Below are 20,593 nucleotides of genomic sequence, written 5' to 3' on the forward strand. Positions count from 1 at the left end.
GGTCGCGGCCACGGGTGCCTCGATCGGGCTCGCCGTCCTGCTGCTGGCGCGCCGCCGCCAGCCGTTGCGCGCGGCCACCGGGCTCCTGGCGGTCCCGCTCCTCACCGTGGGACTGGTCGCGGTCACCACGGTCGACACCACCACCGGGGCGCCGGGGGAGACGGCCGACGTCGCCGTCGTCCAGGGCAACGTCCCCCGCCTCGGGTTGGACTTCAACGCCCAGCGACGCGCGGTCCTCGAGAACCATCTGCGGGTGACCTCGGAGCTCGCCGACGACGTCGAGGCCGGTACGGCGGCCCGGCCCGACCTGGTGTTGTGGCCGGAGAACGCCTCCGACATCTCGCCCCTGGCCGACAGACTGGCCGGCGACCAGATCACCGCCCTGTCCCGACGCCTGGACGCCCCGATCCTCGTGGGCACCGTCCTGCGTGTGGGTGACGGCCCCGAGGCCACCAACTCGTACCTGGTCTGGGACGGCCGATCGTCCGATTCCGCCGCCGGGCCGGTGGTCGACCGTCACGACAAGAAGTACATCCAGCCATTCGGGGAGTGGTTGCCCCTCCGCGCGCCGCTCGAAGCGCTGTTCCCGATCGCCCGGACCGCGGGGCACTTCGTCCCGGGCGACGGCACCGGGCTCATCACCGCGGCCGGGATCGACCTCGGTGTGGCCATCTGCTTCGAGATCGCCTTCGACGCCGCGGCCCGTGAACCGATCGCGCGCGGCGCGCAGATCCTCACCGTGCCCACCAACAACGCGACGTTCGGCAGATCCCCGATGACCTACCAGCAACTCGCGATGTCGCGGGTCCGGGCCGTGGAGCACCACGTCCCCGTCCTCATCGCCGCCACGAGCGGGGTCAGCGCGGTGATCGGCCCCGACGGTGAGGTGCTCCAGGAGACCGGGATCTTCGAGCCCGCGACGCTGGCGGCGCGGGTCGAGTTGGGGACCGCCGGTACGATGGCAACCCGACTGGGCGGCATACCGCAGATGGTGAGCTGTCTCATCGGGCTCGTCGGCCTGGGATGGGCGTTGATCCGCACCCGGCAGCGACCCGCGACCGAGCACGAGGAGACGTAAGTGACCGATCCGATGGCGCCTGAGCCCGCCGCTGCGTCCGCGGGGACCCTGGTGATCATCCCCACGTACGACGAGCGGGACAACCTGCCCGGCGTCGTCGAGCGTCTGCTCGCGTCAGCTCCCGACGTGGCTGTCCTCATCGCGGACGACAACAGCCCCGACGGCACGGGGGAGGTCGCCGACCAGCTCGCCGCCGGGGACACGCGGGGGCGGATCACCGTGCTGCACCGCCCGGGCAAGCAGGGGCTCGGGGCGGCCTACATCGCCGGATTCCGCTGGGGACTGGAGCGCGGCTACACCGTGCTGGTGGAGATGGACGCGGACGGCAGCCACCCGCCCGAGCGCCTGCCCGCGATGCTCGCGGCGGTCGACGACGGCGCGGACCTGGTGATCGGGTCGCGCTACGTGCCCGGCGGCAGCGTGGAGAACTGGCCGTGGCAGCGCCACGTGATCTCCCGCGGCGGCAACGTCTACTCCCGGATCATGCTGGGGGTGGGCATCAAGGACATCACCGCCGGCTTCCGGGCCTATCGCAGTGAGTCACTGACACGCCTCGACCTGGACGCGATCGAGTCGAAGGGCTACTGCTTCCAGATCGACATGACCTGGCGGCTGCTGAACTCCGGGGGCACGGTCGTCGAGGTCCCGATCACCTTCACCGAGCGCACCGTCGGGCAGTCCAAGATGAGCGAGTCGATCTTCCGGGAGGCCGCCGTGAACGTGGCCCGCTGGGGCTGGGAGAAGCGGCGCCGTCAACTGACGTCACTCGTCCGGCGCTGAGCCGGCGCCCTCCGGAGCCGACCTGGCACCCCTGAACGCAGGACGCCCCGGCCCCGTGAGGGGGCCGGGGCGTCCTTGCCGGGTCGTGATGCCCGGCGTCAGGATGCTCAGCGGGCGCCGGCGCGCCGACGCTTCTTGAGGATCTCCATCCGCTCCTTGAGCAGGTCCTCGAGGTCGTCGAGCGAGCGACGCTCGAGGAGCATGTCCCAGTGGGTACGCGGCGGCTTGCCCTTCTTGACCTCGACCGCCGGACCGTCGATGAGCTGGCCCTCCTGGCCGTTCTTGCACATCCAGGTCCCGGGGATCTCGGCGTCATCGGCGAACGGGACCTCGTACACCTCGCCGTTCTCCGTCTGGTACTTGGCCATCCGCCGGGGCGCGAGATCGGTGTCCCGGTCGGTCTCGTAGCTCACCGCACCGAGGCGGCTGCCTCTGAGGACTCGATCTGCCATGCGAACTCCTTCTACCGTGTTCGTCCGTCTGTCCAGCTGCCTGCGACACGACGCTGCCGTGTTCCTGGTGATGTAACGCCAGGTGACCCCCCAAATGTTCCCACGGGATAGGGCAGCAGGCCAGCCGGGGACCGTCTCGGTACCCTGACCTCCGTGGACACCGACGCCCCCGCCGCTCAACCCCCGCCTCGGCGGGGCGAGGCCTCGTGCGCGTGGTGCGGGCGTCCGGTGGACGAGGGCGACACGGGCCGACGACGACGGTACTGCCGCCGGTCGTGCCGTCAGCGCGCCTACGAGCAACGGCAGTCTCTGCGGGTCCGCGAACTGCCGGAGGGGACGGTGGTGCTCTCGGAAGCCGAGTCGACGGACCTCATGGACCGGATGTTCCAGCTCAGGTGCGCGTGCGAGGACCTGCGCACCGCGATCCTCGAGGGAGAGGACGCCACCGAGTTGGCCCGGATGTCCGGTGACCTGGTGGACGCTGCCCGGCGCGCCGAACGACTGAGGTGAACCGCGACTGAGGTATCCCTCCCCGGCGAGGTGTCCGGCACCTACGGTTGACCGCAGACACCCCAGCGAGGAGACGCCCCGTGAGTGAGCACATCGCCGATTCCCATGACGTCATCCGCGTCCGGGGGGCGCGGGAGAACAACCTGAAGTCGATCAACGTCGACCTGCCCAAACGACGGCTCACGGTCTTCACCGGGGTGTCCGGTTCCGGCAAGAGCTCACTGGTCTTCGCCACGATCGCCGCCGAGTCCCAGCGGATGATCAGCGAGACCTACAGCGCGTTCCTCCAGGGCTTCATGCCCACCCTCGCGCGCCCCGACGTGGACCTCCTCGATGGCCTCACCACCGCCATCGTGGTGGATCAGGAGCGCATGGGATCCGACCCACGTTCGACGGTCGGCACGGCCACCGACACCGGAGCCCTGCTGCGCATCCTGTTCAGCAGACTGGCGGAGCCGCACATCGGCGGACCCAAGGCGTATTCGTTCAACGTCGCGTCCGCCAGCGGGGCGGGCATCCTGACGAAGGCGGACGGCACCCGGCAGAAGGCGGAGTTCTCCATCACCGGCGGGATGTGCGCCAGGTGCGAGGGGCGTGGGTCGGTGTCCGACTTCGACGTCGACGCTCTGGTCGACCGGTCCAGGTCCCTCGCCGAGGGGGCCATCACGGTACCCGGGTACTCGATGGACGGGTGGTACGGACGCATCTACGCGGGGTCCGGCTTCTTCGACATGGACAAGCCAGTCCGCGATTTCACCGAACAGGAGATGCACGACCTGCTCCGGAGGGAACCGGTCAAGATCAAGGCCGACGGGATCAACGTGACCTTCGAGGGGCTCATCCCGAAGATCCAGAAGTCGATGCTGGCCAAGGACGTCGAGGCGATGCAGCCGCACATCCGGGCATTCGTGGAGCGAGCCGTGGTGTTCACCACCTGTCCGGAGTGTGACGGCACCCGCCTGAACGAGGGCGCACGATCGTCGCGGATCGGCGCACTGAACATCGCCGATGCCTCCGCCATGCAGATCACCGACCTGGCCGAGTGGCTTCGCGGGCTCTCCGAACCATCGGTCGCCCCGCTGCTCGCCGCGCTGCAGCACACCCTGGACTCCTTCGTGGAGATCGGATTGGGCTACCTCTCCCTGTACCGGCCGGCCGGCACGCTCTCCGGTGGTGAGTCGCAGCGCGTCAAGATGATCAGACACCTGGGGTCGGCGCTGACCGACGTGACCTATGTGTTCGACGAGCCGTCGATCGGTCTGCACCCGCACGACATCCAGCGGATGAACGATCTGCTGTTGCGGCTGCGTGACAAGGGGAACACCGTCCTCGTGGTGGAGCACAAGCCGGAGATCATCGCCATCGCCGATCACGTGGTGGACCTGGGGCCCGGTGCCGGGTCCACCGGTGGCGAGATCTGCTACGAGGGGTCGGTCGCCGGCCTCCGGGGAAGCGACACGGTCACCGGCCGCCACCTCGACGACCGCGCGACGCTCAAGGTCGGGGTCCGCAGGGCGACCGGCCACCTCGAGGTGCGGGGCGCGACCGCCCACAATGTCCGGGACGTCGACGTCGACATCCCGCTGGGCGTGCTGTGCGTGGTGACCGGCGTGGCCGGCTCCGGGAAGAGCTCGCTCATCCACGGGTCGGTCTCCCCACTTCCCGGTGTGGTCGCGATCGACCAGGCCGCGATCCGCGGGTCCCGCCGCAGCAACCCGGCCACCTACACCGGGCTGCTCGAGCCCATCCGGAAGGCCTTCGCCAAGGCCAACGGGGTCAAACCCGCCCTGTTCAGCCCCAACTCCGAGGGCGCGTGCCCCACGTGCAAGGGGGCGGGCGTGATCTACAGCGATCTCGGTCTGATGGCGGGGGTCGCCACGACGTGCGACGACTGCGAGGGCCGGCGCTTCCAGGCCGAGGTCCTGGAGTACCGGTTGGGGGAGCGCAACATCGGTGAGGTCCTGGCGATGTCGGTGGCCACGGCAGAGGAGTTCTTCCGCGAGGGACCGGCGCGGATCCCGGCCGCGCACAAGATCCTGCTCCGGCTCCGCGACGTGGGACTGGGCTACGTCCGGCTGGGACAACCGCTGACCACGCTGTCGGGAGGGGAGCGGCAACGTCTCAAGCTGGCCGCGCAGATGGCGGACAAAGCGGAGGTCTACGTGCTCGACGAACCGACCACAGGACTGCATCTGGCCGACGTCAGGAACCTGCTGGGCATGCTCGACCGGCTGGTGGACGCGGGCAGGTCCGTCGTCGTCATCGAGCACCACCAGGCCGTCATGGCCCACGCGGACTGGATCATCGACCTCGGTCCCGGGGCCGGCCACGGTGGCGGCCGCGTCGTGTTCGAGGGCACGCCCGCCGAGCTCGTGGCAGCCCGGTCCACGCTCACCGGTGAGCACCTCGCGCGGTACGTGGCGGAGGGTGTCGAGCCCGCGATCGGGTGAGGGGTACCGGCGATCACCCCGCCTTACCGAACCGCTTGTGCAGTGCCTGCTTGCTCACTCCGAGGACGACTCCGATCTCCGCCCAGCTCAACCCGTGCAGCCGAGCGTGTCGGACCGCCGCCGACTCCTCCCGGGCGAGCGCCGCCCTCGCCTCCGCGATCGCGGCCAGGCGGGCGACCGGGTTCGGCGTGTCGTCCTCGTGGTCGTCGGCGTCGTCATAGGTCGTGTTCACATTCCTCACCTCGTTCGTCAACCTACGTTGACAGCACCGGGCGCGTCAATCAGGGTTGACGGTCCGGTACGGCGGACTAGGGTCGTGGTCATGCCCACCAACCGATATCCCGAGATCGCGTTCGGTCCCGCCGCCCGTGCACGGCAGGAGTCGACGGGCGTCACCAGGCCGACGGAGACCGGCGAATTCGCCCTGGAGGGCACGGACTGCGCGCTGATCCGGCGCGCCGACCACTTCCTCCTCTCGAGCGTCACCGAGTCCGGGTGGCCGTACGTCCAGCACCGCGGGGGACCCACCGGGTTCGTCCACGTCCTGACGCCCACCTCTCTCGCGTGGCTGGAGTTCCGCGGAAACCGCCAGTACGTCTCCGTGGGCAACATGGACCACGACGGGCGCGTCTGTCTGCTCTTCGTGGACTATCCCACCCGGGCCAGGCTCAAGGTGTTCGGTCACGCCCGGGTCATCGAACCGGACCGGGACCCGGACGTGATCGGGCGCCTGCGGTCGATGGGGGAGAGGACCTACACCGGGCATGTCGAGAGGGCGATCGTCGTGGATCTCGTGGCCGCCGACGCCAACTGCAGCAAGCACATCACGCCGAGGTGGGATCGCGCGTACATCGACGACCTCACCGAGGTGTACCGCCGGCAGATCGACGAACTGCGGGAAGGGTGAGACGTGGGAACCTTCGACATCAAACGCCAGCGCAGGGACCTCTACAACGGCACAGTCGGGAGGTTCGACCTGGTCGAGGTACCACCGATGCGATTCCTCACGGCCGACGGCTCGGGGAACCCCAACACCTCCGCGGACTACGGCAAGGTGCTCGAGGCGCTGTACACGTGCTCCTATGCGGTGCGGGCGGTGGCCAGGGTCGAACTCGGGCGAGTCCACACCGTCGGCCCGCTCGAGGGTCTCTGGTACGCCGACGACCTCGGGGTGTTCACCGCGCGGGACAAGGACGCCTGGGCGTGGACCATGATGATCTGGCAGCCGGACTGGGTCACCGAGGACATGGTGGCCTCCGCCGTGGAGACGGTGACCCGGAGGAAGCCTCACGTCGCGGTGGACCGGGTCCGCCTCGAGGAGTTCGCGGAGGGCCCGGCCGTCCAGACCCTGCACGTCGGACCGTACGACGCGGAGGGTCCGGTCATCGCCCGGATGCACGAGCAGGCCATCACCGGTCGCGGCCTGATCGCCTCGGGGCACCACCACGAGATCTATCTCTCCGACGCGCGCAAGACCGAACCGGCTCGGCTGCGGACGATACTGCGCCAACCCGTGGCGAGCGCCGCGGAGCAGTGATCGGGTGCGGGTAGAAAGAACTCATGACCACCTCCGACGGATTCCCCGATGCCTCTTCCGATGACGCGAGCAGGTTCGTCCGAGCCTCAGGGCTCGTCATCGACGAGGTGACCGCGACGAGCCTCAGGGGCCATGCGGTTCTGGGCGAGGACCACCTCACCGCGTGGGGGACCGTCCACGGAGGTGTCTACGCCAGCATCGTCGAGTCCGCGGGCGGCGCGGGCGCCGGAGCCGCCGTGGCCGACCGGGGCCAGATCGCGGTCGGTGTCCACAACGGCACCGACTTCCTGCGGGCGTCGACGGGCGGGCGGGTCGACGTGAGCGCGGAAGCGTTGTTCCAGGGGCGCGGTCAGCAGCTGTGGGACGTGGTGATCCGCCAGTCCGAGAGCGGCACCGTACTCGCGAGGGGCCAACTCAGGCTGCAGAACGTTCCGCGGCCGGATCCGGCTCGGCACAGCTGACCCCACCCGGGGCCCGGCGGCGCCCCGGACTCACGTCGCGTCGGCACGCTCCAGCGCCGCCACGACACTCCGCGCCAGTCGACGCAGTTCGAGGAGGTCCTCCGCCGGCAGGTCCAGCTTCTCCAACAGGGAGCACTGGATGCGGCCCGCCTCGTCGCGGAGGGCGTGCCCGGCGTCGGTCAGCACGACGGTCACACTCCGGGCGTCCCCGCCCGCCCGGTGACGCGACACCAGTCCGGCGGCCTCCATCCGCGAGATCAGCGGGGAGAGGGTGCCGGAGTCCAGGAGCATCCGGTCGCCCAGCTGTCGGATCGTCAGACCGTCCTCCTCCCACAGGGCGAGCATCACCAGATACTGGGGATAGGTGAGCCCGGCCGAGGCCAGGGCCTCCCGATAGGCCGCTGTCGACGCCCTGGAAGCGACGTAGAGGGCAAAGCAGACCTGCTGGTCGAGGCGGAGATCGGCGTCCATCTCCCCATTGTCCCGCAGAATTCGATTGCGCACAATTGAGTTGTGCGCAATACTTCTGTCATGGAGCACACCCCAGGTACGCGACCGGCCGGACGCACCGGCACCCGGATGACACGACGCCCGGGCCGGGCCGGCGAGGTGATCCGTCACCTGGGACGCTGGACCCTCGGCGCCGCACTGCTGGGCGCCGGCGTGGGACACCTGACCACCATGCGGCAGGAGTTCCAGGCCCAGGTGCCCACCTGGGTGCCCCTGGACCCGGACTTCGTGGTGCTGGCCTCCGGTGTCGTCGAGATAGGACTGGGCGCCGCCCTCATCCTGGCGCCGACGAGATTCCGGCCCGCCGTGGGGTGGGTCACCGCCGGCTTCTTCGTCGCGATCTTCCCCGGCAACATCTCGCAGTACGTCACCGGCACGGCCGCCTTCGGACTGGACACCGACCGCGCCCGCCTCATCCGACTGTTCTTCCAGCCCCTCCTGGTGGCGTGGGCACTGTGGTCCACCGGGGCGTGGAGAGCGTGGCGCGGCCGACGCGGCTGACCACCGGCTCCGACACGCTCAGTGCGGCCCGGGTGAGCCGGGTCGACCGGGCGTCCTCACGGCGGGCCGGGGGAGAAGAACCGCCAGATCTCGCCGGGCGCGTCGTACCGGGCCCCACCGTCGCGGCCCCACCTGCCGGACAGGGTGGGGAAGGAGTGGCCGACCCGGTCCACCATCACCAGCCGCACGGGATCCGGGCCTTCCCAGGTGATCGTCTCGGCGTCGCCCTCACGACTGACCGACGGGGACGACCCGTCGACCGCGACCCCGTTGTGTCGGGCGAACCACTCCGCGCCGTCCACGGCGGACAGCACCTCGCCCCGCGACTGCGCGGCGAGGCCCGATCCCACGCGGACCTCACCACCGTCGATCGGGTTGATCGGGTCCTGACGCCCTTGGACAAACATGATCGGAACCGGCTCGCCATCGACCCCACAGCCCAGGTTCTCCCGGGTCGGGGGATTGGCGGCCACCGCCGCGACCCCGTCGACGAGGTCCGGCGCCTCGAGGGCGAGTCGCATGGCCATGTGTCCGCCGGAGGAGAAGCCCACCGCGTAGACCGGGCCGGTCGTCCCGAGCGACCCGGCGGCCTGCCGGAAGAGCCCCACGTCGTCGAGGTCGTCCTCCTTGGCGGGCCAGTCGCCCTCCCTCCGGCACTCGTTCCAGTTGTTCTCGTGGCCGTCGACGTAGACGATCGCGAAGCCCTCGTCGTCGGCCAGGCGCTCCAGGTCAGGACCTATCCCGTTGCGGATCCCCGAGCCGGTGTCCCCGGTCCCGTGGATGACGAGCAGTACGGGCGCCGAGGGGTCCTCCGCCGCCGGGGGGCGGTAGACGGTCCAGTTCCGGGTGAGGTCGTCCAGCACTGTCGAGTGGCTGGTCAGATCCCGCGACTCATCCGTCGGGATCGACGCGGGCGGGGAGCGATCCCCGGACTGTCCTGCACACGCGCCCATCGCGATCGTGAGCACGAGGCACGCCACGGCCCGGAGGGGTCGGGGGAACGTCGACTCCGTCATGCCCCGAGTCTGGCGCATCTCGCGCTCACCCGCCCAGGCGGACGGCCTCTGAGTACACTCACAATCCATGCACATCGATGAGTATCGTCGCCACGACGCCCTCGGCCTGGCCGACTCGGTCAGGTCGGGAGAGGTGACCGCGGGCGAGTTGCTCGAGGTCGCGTTACAGCAGGCGGACGCCGTCAATCCGCACCTCAACGCCATCGTCCAGCGGATGGACGACCGGGCCCGGGAACGGGTGGCGGGGCCGCTCGACGGCCCCTTCGCCGGCGTTCCCTTCCTCATCAAGGACCTCGGTCAGGACTACCGCGGGGTGCCGACCAGCGGAGGCTCGCGGCCCCTGTCCCGTATCCCGGCGGCCGAGCATTCGACAGTGGTACAGCGCTGGCTCGACTCGGGCCTCGTCATCTTCGGCAAGACCAACACCCCGGAGTTCGGCGCGAAGGGCATCACCGAACCGGACCTCTTCGGTCCCGCCCGCAACCCGTGGGATGCGAGCAGGACGCCCGGAGGTTCCTCGGGAGGGTCAGCCGCGGCGGTTGCGGCCGGTGTCGTCCCCGTGGCGGGGGCCAGCGACGGCGGCGGTTCGATCCGCATCCCGGCCGCCTGCTGCGGGCTGGTCGGACTCAAACCGGGCCGCGGCCTGGTTCCGATGGGGCCGTCGCTCGGGGAGGCGATGCACGGTGCGGCGACGAACGGCGTGATCTCGCGCTCCGTCCGCGACTCCGCGGCGATGCTGGACGTGTTGGCGGGAGGGGAGCCGAGCGGACCCTACGTTCCCGGGGTGCCCACCGAGAGCTTCCTCTCGCAGGTCGGTCAGGATCCGGGACGGCTGCGGATCGGTGTGTGCACCGCATCCTCGATTAACTCCGAGCCCCATCCGGAGGCCTTGGCGTCGGTGGAGGCGGCCGCACGGACGCTGTCCGACCTCGGTCATGACGTGGAGTTGCTCACCGAGCAACCGGTCGACGACCTGGCGTTGGCCCGCGACTTCCTCGCCACCTGGTTCGTGGTCCTGGCGTGGCAGGTCGACGACGCCAAGCGGCGCACGGGGTGCCGGGACGGTGACTTCGAGCTCGACACGCAGATCATGGCGGCCCTCGGACGAGCGCACAGCAGTGTCGAGTACGTCGACACGGTGATGCGTCGACACGAGCACGTGCGGCGGTTGTCGGCCTTCTTCGACGGCTACGACCTCCTGGTCACGCCCACGCTGGCCGACCTGCCGCCGCGTATCGGCGCGCTGGACACCCCTCGACTGGCACACCGTGCGGCGACCGGGCTACTCAAGACCCGGACAGCCGGCCTGCTGCGACGCTCGGGGCTCGTGGAATCGATGATCGACAACAACCTCAACTGGATCCCGTACACCCAGCTGGCCAATCTCACCGGCCGACCGGCGCTCTCGCTGCCCCTGCACCGGACCCCGGAGGGCGTGCCCATGGGGGTGCAGTTCATCTCACAGCTCGGGGGTGAAGCCATGCTCCTGCGCCTCGCCGGTCAGCTCGAGCAGGCGGTGCCGTGGGATCACCGGCGGCCGCCCGTACCCGCCGGCGCGGGGCGACCTCGATAGCTCGGGGAACGTCACCCGGCAACACGGGGAGTGCCCCTGGAAACGTCACTGTGACGTTGTGAGCGCAGCCAGCCAGCCGCCCCGGTGTCGCCCCGAAGAGCCGGCGATTAACCCGTCAGGTCGGGTTCCACCCGTCTGACTGGTTCCGCCCGCCAGAGTCCACGCCCGGCGGTACCGGGTGACACCTCGGGGCCAGGCCGCCCACAGGGCGTCACCCCACGACGGAGTCGGCCGTCGCGAACGACATGGGCGGAGACAGCGTCGATATGGTGGCGACCTCAGCCGATGAGCGGGGCGACCCGGAACAGCCCGACAGAAGCACGCGGCGCCGGGCCCGACAACCGGGCGGCACGATCGACAGCATCGCTGCAGGGCCCACTGCTATCAGCCTTATGGTTAAGTGCCGATAATCTACATTATGTAAAGTCAGAGCCCCGACCTGCTGCGGGAGAATCTCTGCAGCCCATGGGTCAGATGCTCACGGCCTCGTGCTCACGTCACGCCCCCACCGACGCCGACCCGTCTCAGTGAGCTCGTTCGACCGCGATCCGTTCGATCCGCGGCAACGCGAGAGCCAGCACCGGTAGGTATCCCGCCGCCCAGACCGGGGCCCCGAAGCTGACGACACAACCGCCCGGCACTCCGATGACCTCGTGCCGGGTCGCATTCACACCGGCCACCCTCCACGCCCACAGCCGCCGATCCACGAAGTCGGTGATCTCGAACGGCAGGGACAGGCCCGCCACGGTCGTGACCGTCCCCCGCGCACCGGCCGTCAAGCTGGAGTCGCCGTCGACCCGGGCATCCGAGACGGTGGGCCCCATCGCGGCCAACACCGCACATCGGTGATGACCGTCCACACGGTCTCCGGGTCCACGTTCATCCGCAGTTCGGTCGTCCACATCCCGCGCCGAAGCGTCGTGCGGACTCTGATCATCGAACTCAGCCACGTGGCGGATGCGAGGTGTGTCATCGACCGGCCCGGCCCCTCAGCTCGCGGCCCTGTCCGCCAACTTCTCGCGGTGGGCCGCTCCACCCCGGCGACAGCGGACTCCCCTGTTCGCGGACGCGACGGATCATCACCCCATGGAGGTAGAGCACCGCGCTGGCGCAACCGTCGACGGTGGTCACCACAACACCCCAGCGGAACCCGCCGAGTCAGCTGGTCCGGTCCAGGATGAGCCGAACCGCTTCCCGGGGCGCGTCCCACTGCGGGAAGTGGCCGCACCGATCGAACCAGTGCAGTGTCGCGTCGGGGAACGCGCGCGCGGCTCGGTGAGCCTGGGCCGGAAGTGTCACCAGATCGCGGCGACCCCAACCGATGGTGACCCGTCCCGGGACCGAGCCCGCGGGGGCGCCCTGCTGCTTCGGGCCCTTCGTCAGCGCGTCCATCGCCGCGCCCGTCCCAGGCGCGTCGGCCAGTCCCGCCACGTCGGGCAGCACGGTCCGCGCCGGCAGGGCCCAGGGGCGCACGGAGAGCTGCGCCAGCAGCGCGGTCCGACTCACCGGATTACCCAGCAGAACCGGAAGCGCTCCGCGCAGTGCGCTGACCAGGGCGATCGACGGTCGCAGGGTGGCGCTGAAGATCGCCAGCTCACGATCGCTCCAGAATCCACCGGGGTCCAACGCCACGGTGTCACCACCGACGCCGCGCCGGGCCAGCTCGAGCACGATCCGCCCACCCATCGACTGCCCGGCCGTGGAGACCCCGTGCAGACCCGACTCGTCGATGAACCGGGCGACCGCGTCGGTCAACGTCGCTATGGAGACCTCACCGTCGAGCGGTGGGGACTCGCCGAACCCCGGCAGGTCGACCGCGATGATCTCCCGGCTCGCGGCCAGGTCGTCGATGATGGGCTCCCACGATCGCCACCCCGCGCCGAGGCCGTGTACGAGAAGTAGTGGACTGCCCTGACCGCGTCGAACATGATGCAACGTCATCAGTCAAGCCTACGGAGTGCGCGGCGGACAGGTCGCGTGCGACCTGCCACGATCGGGGCCCGGTGCCCGGGTCCGAGGTGGCAGACCGGCGACGACGGATGGGACGATCTAGAGATGCGCACCCCGGACGGCATCGACCGCGATCGTGACGAGGACGGCCGCGCGCGCAACGCGCGTCCCCGCGACGAACTCGGCCGACCTCTGCCACCGGGGAGCCTCGGAGTCGAGCGCATTCCCGACGACCTGGACCTGCCCCCCGACGAATCGTTGGCGTGGGCGCAGGACCTGCTGGACCGCGGCCTCGCCTTCCACGCGCACGAGGTGCTGGAAGGCGCGTGGAAGAGCTCCCCCGCTGACGAGCGGGAGCTCTGGCAGGGCCTCGCCCAGCTGGCAGTGGGCATCACCCACATCCAGCGTGGCAACACCACGGGGGCCCTGGCGCTACTCGAGCGTGCGGCCGACCGTATCGGTGGCCGGGACGGCCCGGCACCCCACGGGATCGATGCCGCCGGATTGGTCACCCACGCCAGCGACCTCATCACCGAACTCCGCCGAGGCACAGTCCCCGCTCCCCCTCGACTGAGACCGCATCTGAAGCACCGGCCACGTCCGCGCTAGGGCCTCGTCACCGTTCGGGACGGCCTTTCAGCCGCGCGCGGCCCGCTGGTGATCCGCGGAATACGCGGCGAGGACCTCTCGGACTCCGGCGTCCCCCTCCCGGCCGGTGAATTGGCTGAGTGGCACCGCGAGGCGGTCCAGCGACGCCGACAACGTACTTGCCCCGACACGCGCCTCCACGGTGTCGACCTCCGCGACGGCATCACACAGCTCCAGCGCGTAATGCACCTGGCGGGACAACGCCTGGTAGGGATTGGCCTCCTGGAAATAGTAGGTCTCCGAATGCTGTGTCAGATCCACGGTCACGACGTTGATCTCCGTGGCGAGGCCCTCCGTCACCCGCGAGATGGTGTCCGGGGAGAGGTCTCGAACCGCCGCGGCGAAGTCGGCTTCCGCCAATCCGTGGAGCCGCAGGGCCAGTGCGCTACGACGCGAGAGCGGCGGATAGATCTGCATGAACCAGGTGAGGGACGCGGTCAGCAGCGCGAACCCCGTCAGCGCCTCCACCGGGGCCAGAACGCGGATGAGAGGTTCCGTGGCCACCACGTCCCCGAACCCCAGGGTGGCCAGGGTCACGAGGGACACGTAGAGCGCCTCGGCGGCGACCGGGTATCGACCGGGGTCGATTCCGGAGGAGTAGTCGAATCCGTCCGGGACGTGCGGGAGTTAGACCAGCGCCCACCCCACTGCCTGCAGCAACACCCAGACCAGAACAGTGACCACCATCCCCGCGGGGCCCACGATCGAGCCCAGACGGTGCCCGAACCGCCGGGAGACCGCCCACAGTGCGGAGAACACCACCTTGCTGAGTGCCGCCTCGCTGCGTGGGTGCATCAGCGCGCGAAACACGTCCATCAGGCCGAGAGCGATGATCCCGGCGCCGACCACGGTGTGAACGGGCGGCGGCGGGCCGCAGTCATGGGTGGCACAGGGTGGCCCCACCCGGCGGACGTCGAGGGTCGTCCTCACGCCCCTCGGCACCGCGCGCCGTGCCCGGATGCTATCCCTTCGCCTGGCGGGCAGCGTCTCGGGTGCGTGGGCGGCCCGAGCCGACGGGCCGGACGCCACCGGGTGTGGCCGTGCGCGGGATCCGCGCCACACGCTTCCGTCTCCACGGGTCCGGGCCCCGGGGATGCGCGTAGCGTCAGGGGCACGCACCCGTCAAGGCTGGGAGATCGACCCATGACCACTGTCAACGACACCGCCGATCGCATACTCGCCCGAGCTGCCGACGCCCCGCACGGCCGACACGCCGAGATCATCGTCCACGAAGGACCTCTCCGCCAGTCGCTGTTGGCCCTGACGGCGGGCACCGAACTCGAGGAGCACAACTCTCCCCCGGCAGCGAGCCTCTACCTGCTCCGGGGGGCGGTGCGGGTGACCGGCGAGACCACGGTCGACATCGGCGCCGGCGAACTCCACGCCCTCACCCACCACCGGCACGCCGTCACGGCCCTGGAGGACTCGGTCTTCCTCCTCACCACCGTCACCGGCATCGAGGGAACGGGCAGCCACACCGATCCGCCCTCTGCCTGAGCCGATCCCGACCGCGGTGTCCCGGAGACGGTGTCCCGACGCGGGAGCTCTGTCGCCGAACCCCCGGCGCCGAACCCCTGACGCCGTACCCCTGGCGCAGTGCCGGCGAGTGACGGACACTGACGAGATGCGCACGCGCCACGTCAGCACGGTGATCCACCGCTCCCCGGCGGACGTCTACGACCTCGCCTCCGACCACACGAAGCTCGCCACCTGGGCGTCTGGGCTGGCCACCGCGCAGGCCTCCGTGGACGGCGACACCCTGGTCGTCGACTCCCCCATGGGGAGGGTGAGCGTCCGATTCGTCCCCAGGAACGACTTCGGGGTCCTGGACCACGAGGTCACCCCGCCCGACGGCGCGATGGTCCACAATCCGCTCCGGGTCCTGCCCCATCCGGACGGCGCGGAGGTGGTCATGACCGTCCGTCAGCTCTCCGACGACGACGACGACGACGAGTTCGAGCAGGACGCCGCCACCGTGGCAGCCGACCTGGATCGACTCAAGGGCCTCCTCGAGGGGGAACGTATTCCGGTCCCCCCGTCTTCTGCGCGTCCCGCCGCACAGGCGGATATCCGCGTGGCGGGTCCGGCGGACGCGACCTCACTCGGGCGCCTGCTCCACGACTTCAACACCGAGTTCGACTGCGCCACCCCGAGCGCGGCAGAGGCGGCGACACGGTTCGAGCGACTCCTCGAGCGCGAGGACGTCCTCGCCGTCGTCGCCGGACTCCCCCGGGGCCGCGAGGCCGGGACCGATGTCGGCTTCGCCTTTCTCACCCTTCGCCCGACCCCGTACTGGGACGGTCCCCTGGCCCAGCTCGAGGACCTCTACGTTCGTCCGGACCTCAGGGCCGCCGGCATCGGAACCGGGGTCCTGCACCGGTCGGTGTCCGAGGCCCGACGGCGCGGCTGCGAGGAGATACTCATCAACGTGGACTCGGACGATCTCGGCGCCCGGCGGTTCTACGAACGTCACGGCTTCTCCGACCACGACCCGGACACCGGCTCCGGGATGCGGTGCTACCTGCGACAGCTCTGACCCCTGAGGGTTCACGCCGCGTCAGCCGACGGTTCCGGACTCCTCGGGAAGGATGTGGCGCAGGATGTCCGAGATCGTGATCACGCCGACGAACCGGTCGTGATCCATGACCGCGGCGAGTTGCTCGCTCCGCTCCCGCGACACCGCGAGCGCCTCGTACACCGGCGTCCGGGTGTCGAGCAGCATCACCGGTCTGGCCAGGTCCCGCGCCGGGTGGCCCTCCTGCTCCATCAGCGTGTCGCGCACATGAACCACCTCCGGGGTGGAATCCCCATCGAGGAGGAGGATGCGCATGTGTCCCGTCCGAGCCGCGGCCTCCTGAACCTGCGCCACGGTGGCATCCGCGGCCACCGCGGTGGGTGCCCTGTCGGTGTCGACCAGTGACCCCACCGTCAACTGATCGAGGCCGAGCGCTCCGGTCAGCGGGGAACTGAATGTCTCGTCCAACGCCCCGACCGAAGCCGAGTGTTCGACCAGTTGCCGGATCGTGGCGGCATCCTGGCCTCCCACCGCGGCCCGCTCGACCGGGGTGACGCCACTGGCGGAGACCAGACGGTTGGCGACCTCGTTCACCCACCGCAGTAGCGGCCGGAACACCCAGATGAAGCCCCGGGAGGGAAGCCCGATGAACTTGGCGGAGAACTCCGGATGCGCGATGGCCCACGACTTGGGGGCCATCTCCCCCACCACCAGGTGGAGGAACGTCACGAACAGCAGTGACAGCGCGAACGCGGCGCCCCCGGCCACCTGTACCGGCGCGCCCAAGGAGGCGAGGACAGGCCCGAGCCAGGCGTCGACGGCCGGCTTGGTGACCGCGCCCAGCGCGAAGGTGCAGGCGGTGATCCCCAACTGGGCACCCGCGAGCATGACGGTCAGCTCGTTGATCCCCCGCAGGGCGGCCCGCGCCGAGGCGCTCCTCTCCGCGTCCTTTTCGAGCCGGTGCTGACGAGCCCCGAGAAGCGCGAACTCGATCACCACGAAGAAGGCGCTCAGGACGATCAACGCCACGGTGATCGCGGCGACGACGAGCGGATTGTCCATCACCGCTCCTCCCCCCGTCCCGGCTCGAGCCCGTGTCCCGTCGCGGGGTGTCCGTCGTCCCCGGGACGCCCCGGGTGCTCCTCCTGGGAGTCCACCAACCGGACCAGCAGTTCGCCGGGGACCAGCCGGGTCACCTCGAGGACCTCGATCTCCAGGGCGAACTGAAGCGGTGTCTCGGCGATCAGTTCCCGGGGCTCGATCGGCAGTTCGACCCGCACGGTCTGACCCACTTCCGGGAGTTCGCCGTGCGCGGAGATGGTCAACCCCGCCATGGTCTCGTAATCTCCGTGCGGAAGCTCATGACCGAGCGATCTCTCGGCCTCGTCGACGTGGACGTCACCGTCCATCCGCCAGATCCCCTCGTCCACGACCGCGATGACCGACTCGGGTTCCGTGTCGTGTTCGTCGGTCAGCTCCCCCACCAACTCCTCGGCCAGATCCTCGATCGTCAACACGCCCGCGAAGCCCCCGTACTCGTCGACCACCGCCGCGAGCTGCGTCTTCGACCGGGTCAGCGTCGACAGCGCATGGGGCAGGGACATCAACGAGGGCAGGACCACCGGTGGGCGCATGATCTCCGAGACCGGGGTGTCGGCCTTCGCTCCCACGCGGAGCAGGTCGGCCAACTGAACGACCCCCAGCGGCTCCAGAGTCTCCGAGACCACCGGATACCTCGTGTGTCCCGAGGCCATCAACGTCCGGACCTCTCCGACGGTGTCATCCGGGCCCACCACGCTGGTCTGGGGACGCGGGATCATCGCGTGCTCGACGGTGCGATCCGGGAAGTCCAGGATCCGGTCGATGAGGACCGACAGGTTCTCGGGCAGATCGCCGCTCTCCCGGGCGTCCGCCACGATTCGCTCGAGATCCTCGGCGGTCGCCGTGGAGTCCAGATCGTGGACCGGTGTGACCCCGACCACCCTGAGCAGCAGGTTCGCCGCCCGGTCGAACACCACGATGAGCCAGCCGAACACGGTCAGGTAGAGGGTGGTGGACCGCGCCAGACCGCGGGCCAGGGGCTCCGGGCTCGCGATCGCCAGGTTCTTGGGATACAACTCGCCGAAGATCATCTGCACCACGGTCGCGGCCACCAACGCCAGGACGGTGCCCACCGTGACGCTCACCGCCGCGGGGACTCCGACCCCGCCCAGGAGGGTCCCCAGCGATTCGCCGACCAGCGGTTCGGCCACGTACCCGACCAGCAGGCCGGTGACCGTGATGCCCAACTGGGCACCCGACAGCATGAAGGACGTCCGTTGCGTGACCCTCAGTGCCCGCTGGGCGGCGACGTCTCCCGCCTCGGACAGTGCCTTGAGCCTGTTCCTGTCCACGGACATGTAGGCGAATTCCTGTGCCACGAAGTAGCCGTTCGCGGCGATGATGGCCAGGATCGCGAGGATCCCCAGCAACAACATCAGAAGGGTCAGGACCACGGGGCCACCTCCCCCTCGGGAGACGCCGTGTCGGCACTCGAGCGCCGTGGACCTGAGAAGAACGAGGAGGGCGACTAGGCCCCGGGTCGTCGTCCGACCCGGTCCTTTCAGAGGGGGTACCCATCAGGGCCTCTCACACACTCCGTTTCGTGTGTCGATGTGGATGACTCCCCGAGTATGACGCAATCCGCCCCCCGGGACCACGACTCCCCGGCCGCGGTCACCGTCCCGGGGTGACGGGGCGGACGGTGAGGGTCTGCGCGAGGGTACCGATCGGGCCCGACTCGTCGTGCAGGGTGCTCGAGGTGAGCCCGAGCCCGCCCGGACCGAAGCTCACCCGGGTGTCGAACCCGACCCACTCCCCTCGTGGCTCGCGGAAGAGGTGGGCGGTGAGGTCGATGTTGGGGAACTGCACGTCCTCGGGAGCCGCGCGGACCGCCATTCCGTTGGCGATGTCGAACAGTGCTGCCGACCGGGCCAGCCCGCCCACCGACTCGCCTGCGACCAGCGGGACGTCGGTGCGCACCCAGTAGCGAGCCCTCCCCGGCCCGACCGAGTCCCGGCGGACCTCCGCGGACGCCAGGTACCCGCCCTGCCAGACCGAGGTGGGGTCCCACTGCGGCATGTCGGTCGGTCCCGGGATCGGGTCGAGGCCGACGGCCTCGAGCTCCGTGGTGTCTCTCGGTTGCTGCAGCCACGCGCGCAGGCGGACTCCCACGCGATCCGCGAGTCCGTACGTGGCCTCCACGAGCTCGATGGTGCGCCCCGGTCTGACCACCTGCACGTCCACCGCGACCGGGTCCATGGGCACGGTGCCGAGGATCTCGTAGGTCAGGCGCGAGATCACCATGGGATCGTCCCGCCGACGTCGTAGATCACCCTCCACCTCGTGCACGAGCAACCCGAACGACGGGCCGATGTGCTGCACCGCCGGATCCCAGGCCCCGGTGGTGTGTGAGGTCGGGTCGAACCATCGGTCACCGAGTCGCTCGAAGTACGCCACGCATGCCCCCCATCGAGTGAACTGTCACTAACTGACTACCACGTGATGAGGGGACCGACCGTGAATCGGCACCCACCGTCACCCGCGTGCGGTTGACTCTGATCCGGAAGCACGAGCCCGACCCTGCGCCCAGGAGTGACAGATGACCGCCGAGCAGTACGACACCTTCGACACCCCTGTCGACGACAGGTACCTCGACGACTATCAGGAAGGACGCACGTACCGCTTCGGTGAGGAGTCGGTGGACGCCGAGGAGATCATGGAGTTCGCCCGCAGGTATGACCCGCAGAGCATCCACACTGATCCCGAGGCGGCCGCTCACGGCCCGTTCGGAGGACTGATCGCGAGCGGCTGGCAGACCGCGGCGCTCATGATGCGCCTGTTCGCCGACAACTACCTCACCGCTGTCGCGAGCCTGGCGTCCCCCGGGATCGACGAGCTCCGCTGGGTCCGGCCGCTGCGACCCGGCGACCGTCTCACCCTGATCTGCGAGACGACCGGTGTCCGCCCCTCCAGGAGCAAGCCTGACCGCGGGGTGCTCACCACGGATGTGACGCTGGTCAACCAGGACGACGAACCGGTCCTCACCGCCACGGCGCTCAATATGGTCGCCCGCCGCTGAGCCGTCTCAGAGCCTGGGCGTGAGGTGGAAGAGAGGCAGGTGCCTGGTCGTGCGGGTGGCGTAGATCTCGTAGTTCGGCCACACCTTCACGGCGGCGTCCCAGGCCGACGCCCGCTCGTCCTCGGCCACCTCCCGCACGTCCACGGTGAGCCTGGCGCCGTAGACCGACACGTCGACCTCGCCCTCCCCCGCCGCGCGGAGGTTGTGCACCCACGCAGGAGCCTTCTCGCCCCCCCAGTTGGAGCCGACGACCACCAGGCCGTTGCGCCACGATGCGAACAGCAGCGGGGTGTCGCGCGGCTCACCGGACTTCCTGCCCGGGACGTGCAACGTGAGCGTGGGCAGCCCCGCCACCCGGAGCAGCGGGACGCGGCCACCGGAGATCCTGTTCATCCACTTGTCGACCGTCACCACGAGGTGGGAGTTCTCCCGCGTCGCGTCCTGACGTCCGAACCAGATCGCGATCGGGGTGAGAAAGTTGCTCATGAACGA

24 protein-coding genes and 1 pseudogene are annotated in these 20,593 nt (G+C 69.8%); 13 read left to right on the top strand and 12 right to left on the bottom strand.

The features are described from left to right. Both lnt and G6022_RS02945 read left to right on the top strand, forming a co-directional pair. Nucleotides 1-1,078, top strand: a 1,078-nt coding sequence (lnt, locus tag G6022_RS02940) for an apolipoprotein N-acyltransferase (RefSeq protein WP_182690993.1), incomplete at its 5' end; no start/stop codon positions are given. Nucleotides 1,079-1,090: 12 nt separating this feature from the next. Beyond that, nucleotides 1,091-1,858 carry a polyprenol monophosphomannose synthase gene (locus G6022_RS02945; RefSeq protein ID WP_182639150.1) on the top strand — a complete coding sequence of 256 codons (768 nt, stop codon included), beginning with the start codon at nucleotides 1,091-1,093 and terminating at the stop codon, nucleotides 1,856-1,858. A 107-nt stretch (nucleotides 1,859-1,965) separates the two neighbouring features. On the opposite strand, the gene G6022_RS02950 is transcribed toward G6022_RS02945, so the two are convergent. After that, the gene (locus tag G6022_RS02950) at nucleotides 1,966-2,310 is read right to left on the bottom strand and encodes an RNA polymerase-binding protein RbpA (RefSeq protein WP_182639125.1); all 345 of its coding nucleotides are present in this window, start codon (nucleotides 2,308-2,310) and stop codon (nucleotides 1,966-1,968) included. A gap of 153 nt (nucleotides 2,311-2,463) precedes the next feature. Between G6022_RS02950 and G6022_RS02955 the strand changes: the two genes are divergently transcribed. Together G6022_RS02955 and G6022_RS02960 are read left to right on the top strand one after the other, a co-directional pair. Next, nucleotides 2,464-2,820, top strand: a complete 357-nt coding sequence (locus G6022_RS02955; RefSeq protein WP_179525250.1) for a hypothetical protein — start codon at nucleotides 2,464-2,466, stop codon at nucleotides 2,818-2,820. An 80-nt stretch (nucleotides 2,821-2,900) separates the two neighbouring features. Next, entirely contained in the window at nucleotides 2,901-5,270 is a 2,370-nt protein-coding gene (locus G6022_RS02960; RefSeq protein ID WP_182639126.1) for an ATP-binding cassette domain-containing protein, read from the top strand. Nucleotides 5,271-5,283: 13 nt separating this feature from the next. Here G6022_RS02960 and G6022_RS02965 read toward each other — a convergent pair whose 3' ends face one another. Then, nucleotides 5,284-5,439: a sigma factor-like helix-turn-helix DNA-binding protein gene (locus tag G6022_RS02965; RefSeq protein ID WP_187700734.1), complete on the bottom strand. Its 156-nt coding sequence runs from the start codon at nucleotides 5,437-5,439 to the stop codon at nucleotides 5,284-5,286. Nucleotides 5,440-5,592: 153 nt separating this feature from the next. Between G6022_RS02965 and G6022_RS02970 the strand changes: the two genes are divergently transcribed. Genes G6022_RS02970 through G6022_RS02980 form a run of 3 tightly spaced genes read left to right on the top strand, consistent with a single transcriptional unit; the run spans nucleotide 5,593 to nucleotide 7,268 of the window. Beyond that, nucleotides 5,593-6,177 carry a pyridoxamine 5'-phosphate oxidase family protein gene (locus G6022_RS02970; protein ID WP_182639128.1) on the top strand — a complete coding sequence of 195 codons (585 nt, stop codon included), beginning with the start codon at nucleotides 5,593-5,595 and terminating at the stop codon, nucleotides 6,175-6,177. A 3-nt stretch (nucleotides 6,178-6,180) separates the two neighbouring features. Then, nucleotides 6,181-6,807, top strand: a complete 627-nt coding sequence (locus G6022_RS02975; RefSeq protein ID WP_182639130.1) for a GyrI-like domain-containing protein — start codon at nucleotides 6,181-6,183, stop codon at nucleotides 6,805-6,807. 23 nt (nucleotides 6,808-6,830) lie between these two features. Beyond that, complete coding sequence (locus G6022_RS02980) at nucleotides 6,831-7,268, top strand: PaaI family thioesterase (protein WP_182639132.1); 438 nt, start codon at nucleotides 6,831-6,833, stop codon at nucleotides 7,266-7,268. A gap of 30 nt (nucleotides 7,269-7,298) precedes the next feature. Here G6022_RS02980 and G6022_RS02985 read toward each other — a convergent pair whose 3' ends face one another. Further along, nucleotides 7,299-7,739 (bottom strand): MarR family transcriptional regulator, encoded by a 441-nt coding sequence (locus G6022_RS02985; protein WP_182639133.1) that lies wholly within the window; start codon nucleotides 7,737-7,739, stop codon nucleotides 7,299-7,301. A gap of 108 nt (nucleotides 7,740-7,847) precedes the next feature. Between G6022_RS02985 and G6022_RS02990 the strand changes: the two genes are divergently transcribed. Further along, nucleotides 7,848-8,279, top strand: coding sequence for a DoxX family membrane protein (locus tag G6022_RS02990; protein WP_179526230.1), 432 nt, complete (start codon nucleotides 7,848-7,850; stop codon nucleotides 8,277-8,279). 56 nt (nucleotides 8,280-8,335) lie between these two features. On the opposite strand, the gene G6022_RS02995 is transcribed toward G6022_RS02990, so the two are convergent. Further along, nucleotides 8,336-9,295, bottom strand: a complete 960-nt coding sequence (locus G6022_RS02995; protein WP_182609964.1) for an alpha/beta hydrolase-fold protein — start codon at nucleotides 9,293-9,295, stop codon at nucleotides 8,336-8,338. Between the two features lie 67 nt (nucleotides 9,296-9,362). On the opposite strand from G6022_RS02995, the gene G6022_RS03000 reads away from it, so the two are divergent. Beyond that, nucleotides 9,363-10,868 carry an amidase gene (locus G6022_RS03000; RefSeq protein ID WP_182639135.1) on the top strand — a complete coding sequence of 502 codons (1,506 nt, stop codon included), beginning with the start codon at nucleotides 9,363-9,365 and terminating at the stop codon, nucleotides 10,866-10,868. A 524-nt stretch (nucleotides 10,869-11,392) separates the two neighbouring features. Here the strand turns inward: G6022_RS03000 and G6022_RS03005 are convergent. After that, a pseudogene (locus tag G6022_RS03005) lies at nucleotides 11,393-11,772 on the bottom strand (SRPBCC family protein). A 254-nt stretch (nucleotides 11,773-12,026) separates the two neighbouring features. Continuing rightward, nucleotides 12,027-12,809, bottom strand: coding sequence for an alpha/beta fold hydrolase (locus G6022_RS03010; RefSeq protein WP_017837744.1), 783 nt, complete (start codon nucleotides 12,807-12,809; stop codon nucleotides 12,027-12,029). A gap of 114 nt (nucleotides 12,810-12,923) precedes the next feature. Here G6022_RS03010 and G6022_RS03015 point away from each other — a divergent pair, with 114 nt between their 5' ends. Further along, complete coding sequence (locus G6022_RS03015; RefSeq protein WP_182639138.1) at nucleotides 12,924-13,427, top strand: DUF309 domain-containing protein; 504 nt, start codon at nucleotides 12,924-12,926, stop codon at nucleotides 13,425-13,427. A 27-nt stretch (nucleotides 13,428-13,454) separates the two neighbouring features. Here G6022_RS03015 and G6022_RS03020 read toward each other — a convergent pair whose 3' ends face one another. Next, a complete protein-coding gene (locus tag G6022_RS03020) occupies nucleotides 13,455-14,012 on the bottom strand; it encodes a potassium channel family protein (protein WP_206682358.1) in 558 nt (185 codons plus the stop codon). An 81-nt stretch (nucleotides 14,013-14,093) separates the two neighbouring features. Beyond that, nucleotides 14,094-14,282 carry a hypothetical protein gene (locus G6022_RS16660; protein ID WP_206682359.1) on the bottom strand — a complete coding sequence of 63 codons (189 nt, stop codon included), beginning with the start codon at nucleotides 14,280-14,282 and terminating at the stop codon, nucleotides 14,094-14,096. A 327-nt stretch (nucleotides 14,283-14,609) separates the two neighbouring features. Between G6022_RS16660 and G6022_RS03025 the strand changes: the two genes are divergently transcribed. Both G6022_RS03025 and G6022_RS17105 read left to right on the top strand, forming a co-directional pair. After that, on the top strand, nucleotides 14,610-14,963 hold the full coding sequence (locus G6022_RS03025) for a hypothetical protein (protein ID WP_017837741.1): 354 nt from the start codon (nucleotides 14,610-14,612) through the stop codon (nucleotides 14,961-14,963). A 127-nt stretch (nucleotides 14,964-15,090) separates the two neighbouring features. Beyond that, on the top strand, nucleotides 15,091-16,002 hold the full coding sequence (locus G6022_RS17105) for a GNAT family N-acetyltransferase (RefSeq protein WP_182639141.1): 912 nt from the start codon (nucleotides 15,091-15,093) through the stop codon (nucleotides 16,000-16,002). A 21-nt stretch (nucleotides 16,003-16,023) separates the two neighbouring features. On the opposite strand, the gene G6022_RS03035 is transcribed toward G6022_RS17105, so the two are convergent. The 3 genes from G6022_RS03035 to G6022_RS03045 form a co-directional block, all read right to left on the bottom strand. After that, nucleotides 16,024-17,043 (bottom strand): CNNM domain-containing protein, encoded by a 1,020-nt coding sequence (locus G6022_RS03035; protein ID WP_182639143.1) that lies wholly within the window; start codon nucleotides 17,041-17,043, stop codon nucleotides 16,024-16,026. Next, nucleotides 17,043-18,476 carry a CNNM domain-containing protein gene (locus G6022_RS03040; RefSeq protein ID WP_182639145.1) on the bottom strand — a complete coding sequence of 478 codons (1,434 nt, stop codon included), beginning with the start codon at nucleotides 18,474-18,476 and terminating at the stop codon, nucleotides 17,043-17,045. The genes G6022_RS03035 and G6022_RS03040 overlap by 1 nt, the downstream gene beginning before the upstream one ends. Nucleotides 18,477-18,696: 220 nt before the next feature. Then, entirely contained in the window at nucleotides 18,697-19,479 is a 783-nt protein-coding gene (locus G6022_RS03045) for a thioesterase family protein (RefSeq protein WP_179525235.1), read from the bottom strand. Between the two features lie 142 nt (nucleotides 19,480-19,621). Between G6022_RS03045 and G6022_RS03050 the strand changes: the two genes are divergently transcribed. Further along, nucleotides 19,622-20,101, top strand: a complete 480-nt coding sequence (locus tag G6022_RS03050) for a MaoC family dehydratase (RefSeq protein ID WP_179525234.1) — start codon at nucleotides 19,622-19,624, stop codon at nucleotides 20,099-20,101. 6 nt (nucleotides 20,102-20,107) lie between these two features. Here the strand turns inward: G6022_RS03050 and G6022_RS03055 are convergent, their stop codons facing one another. After that, on the bottom strand, nucleotides 20,108-20,587 hold the full coding sequence (locus G6022_RS03055) for a nitroreductase family deazaflavin-dependent oxidoreductase (protein WP_182609972.1): 480 nt from the start codon (nucleotides 20,585-20,587) through the stop codon (nucleotides 20,108-20,110). Nucleotides 20,588-20,593 lie beyond the last annotated feature (6 nt).

Source organism: Dietzia sp. Cai40 (assembly GCF_014145165.1).
GTDB lineage: Bacteria > Actinomycetota > Actinomycetes > Mycobacteriales > Mycobacteriaceae > Dietzia > Dietzia natronolimnaea.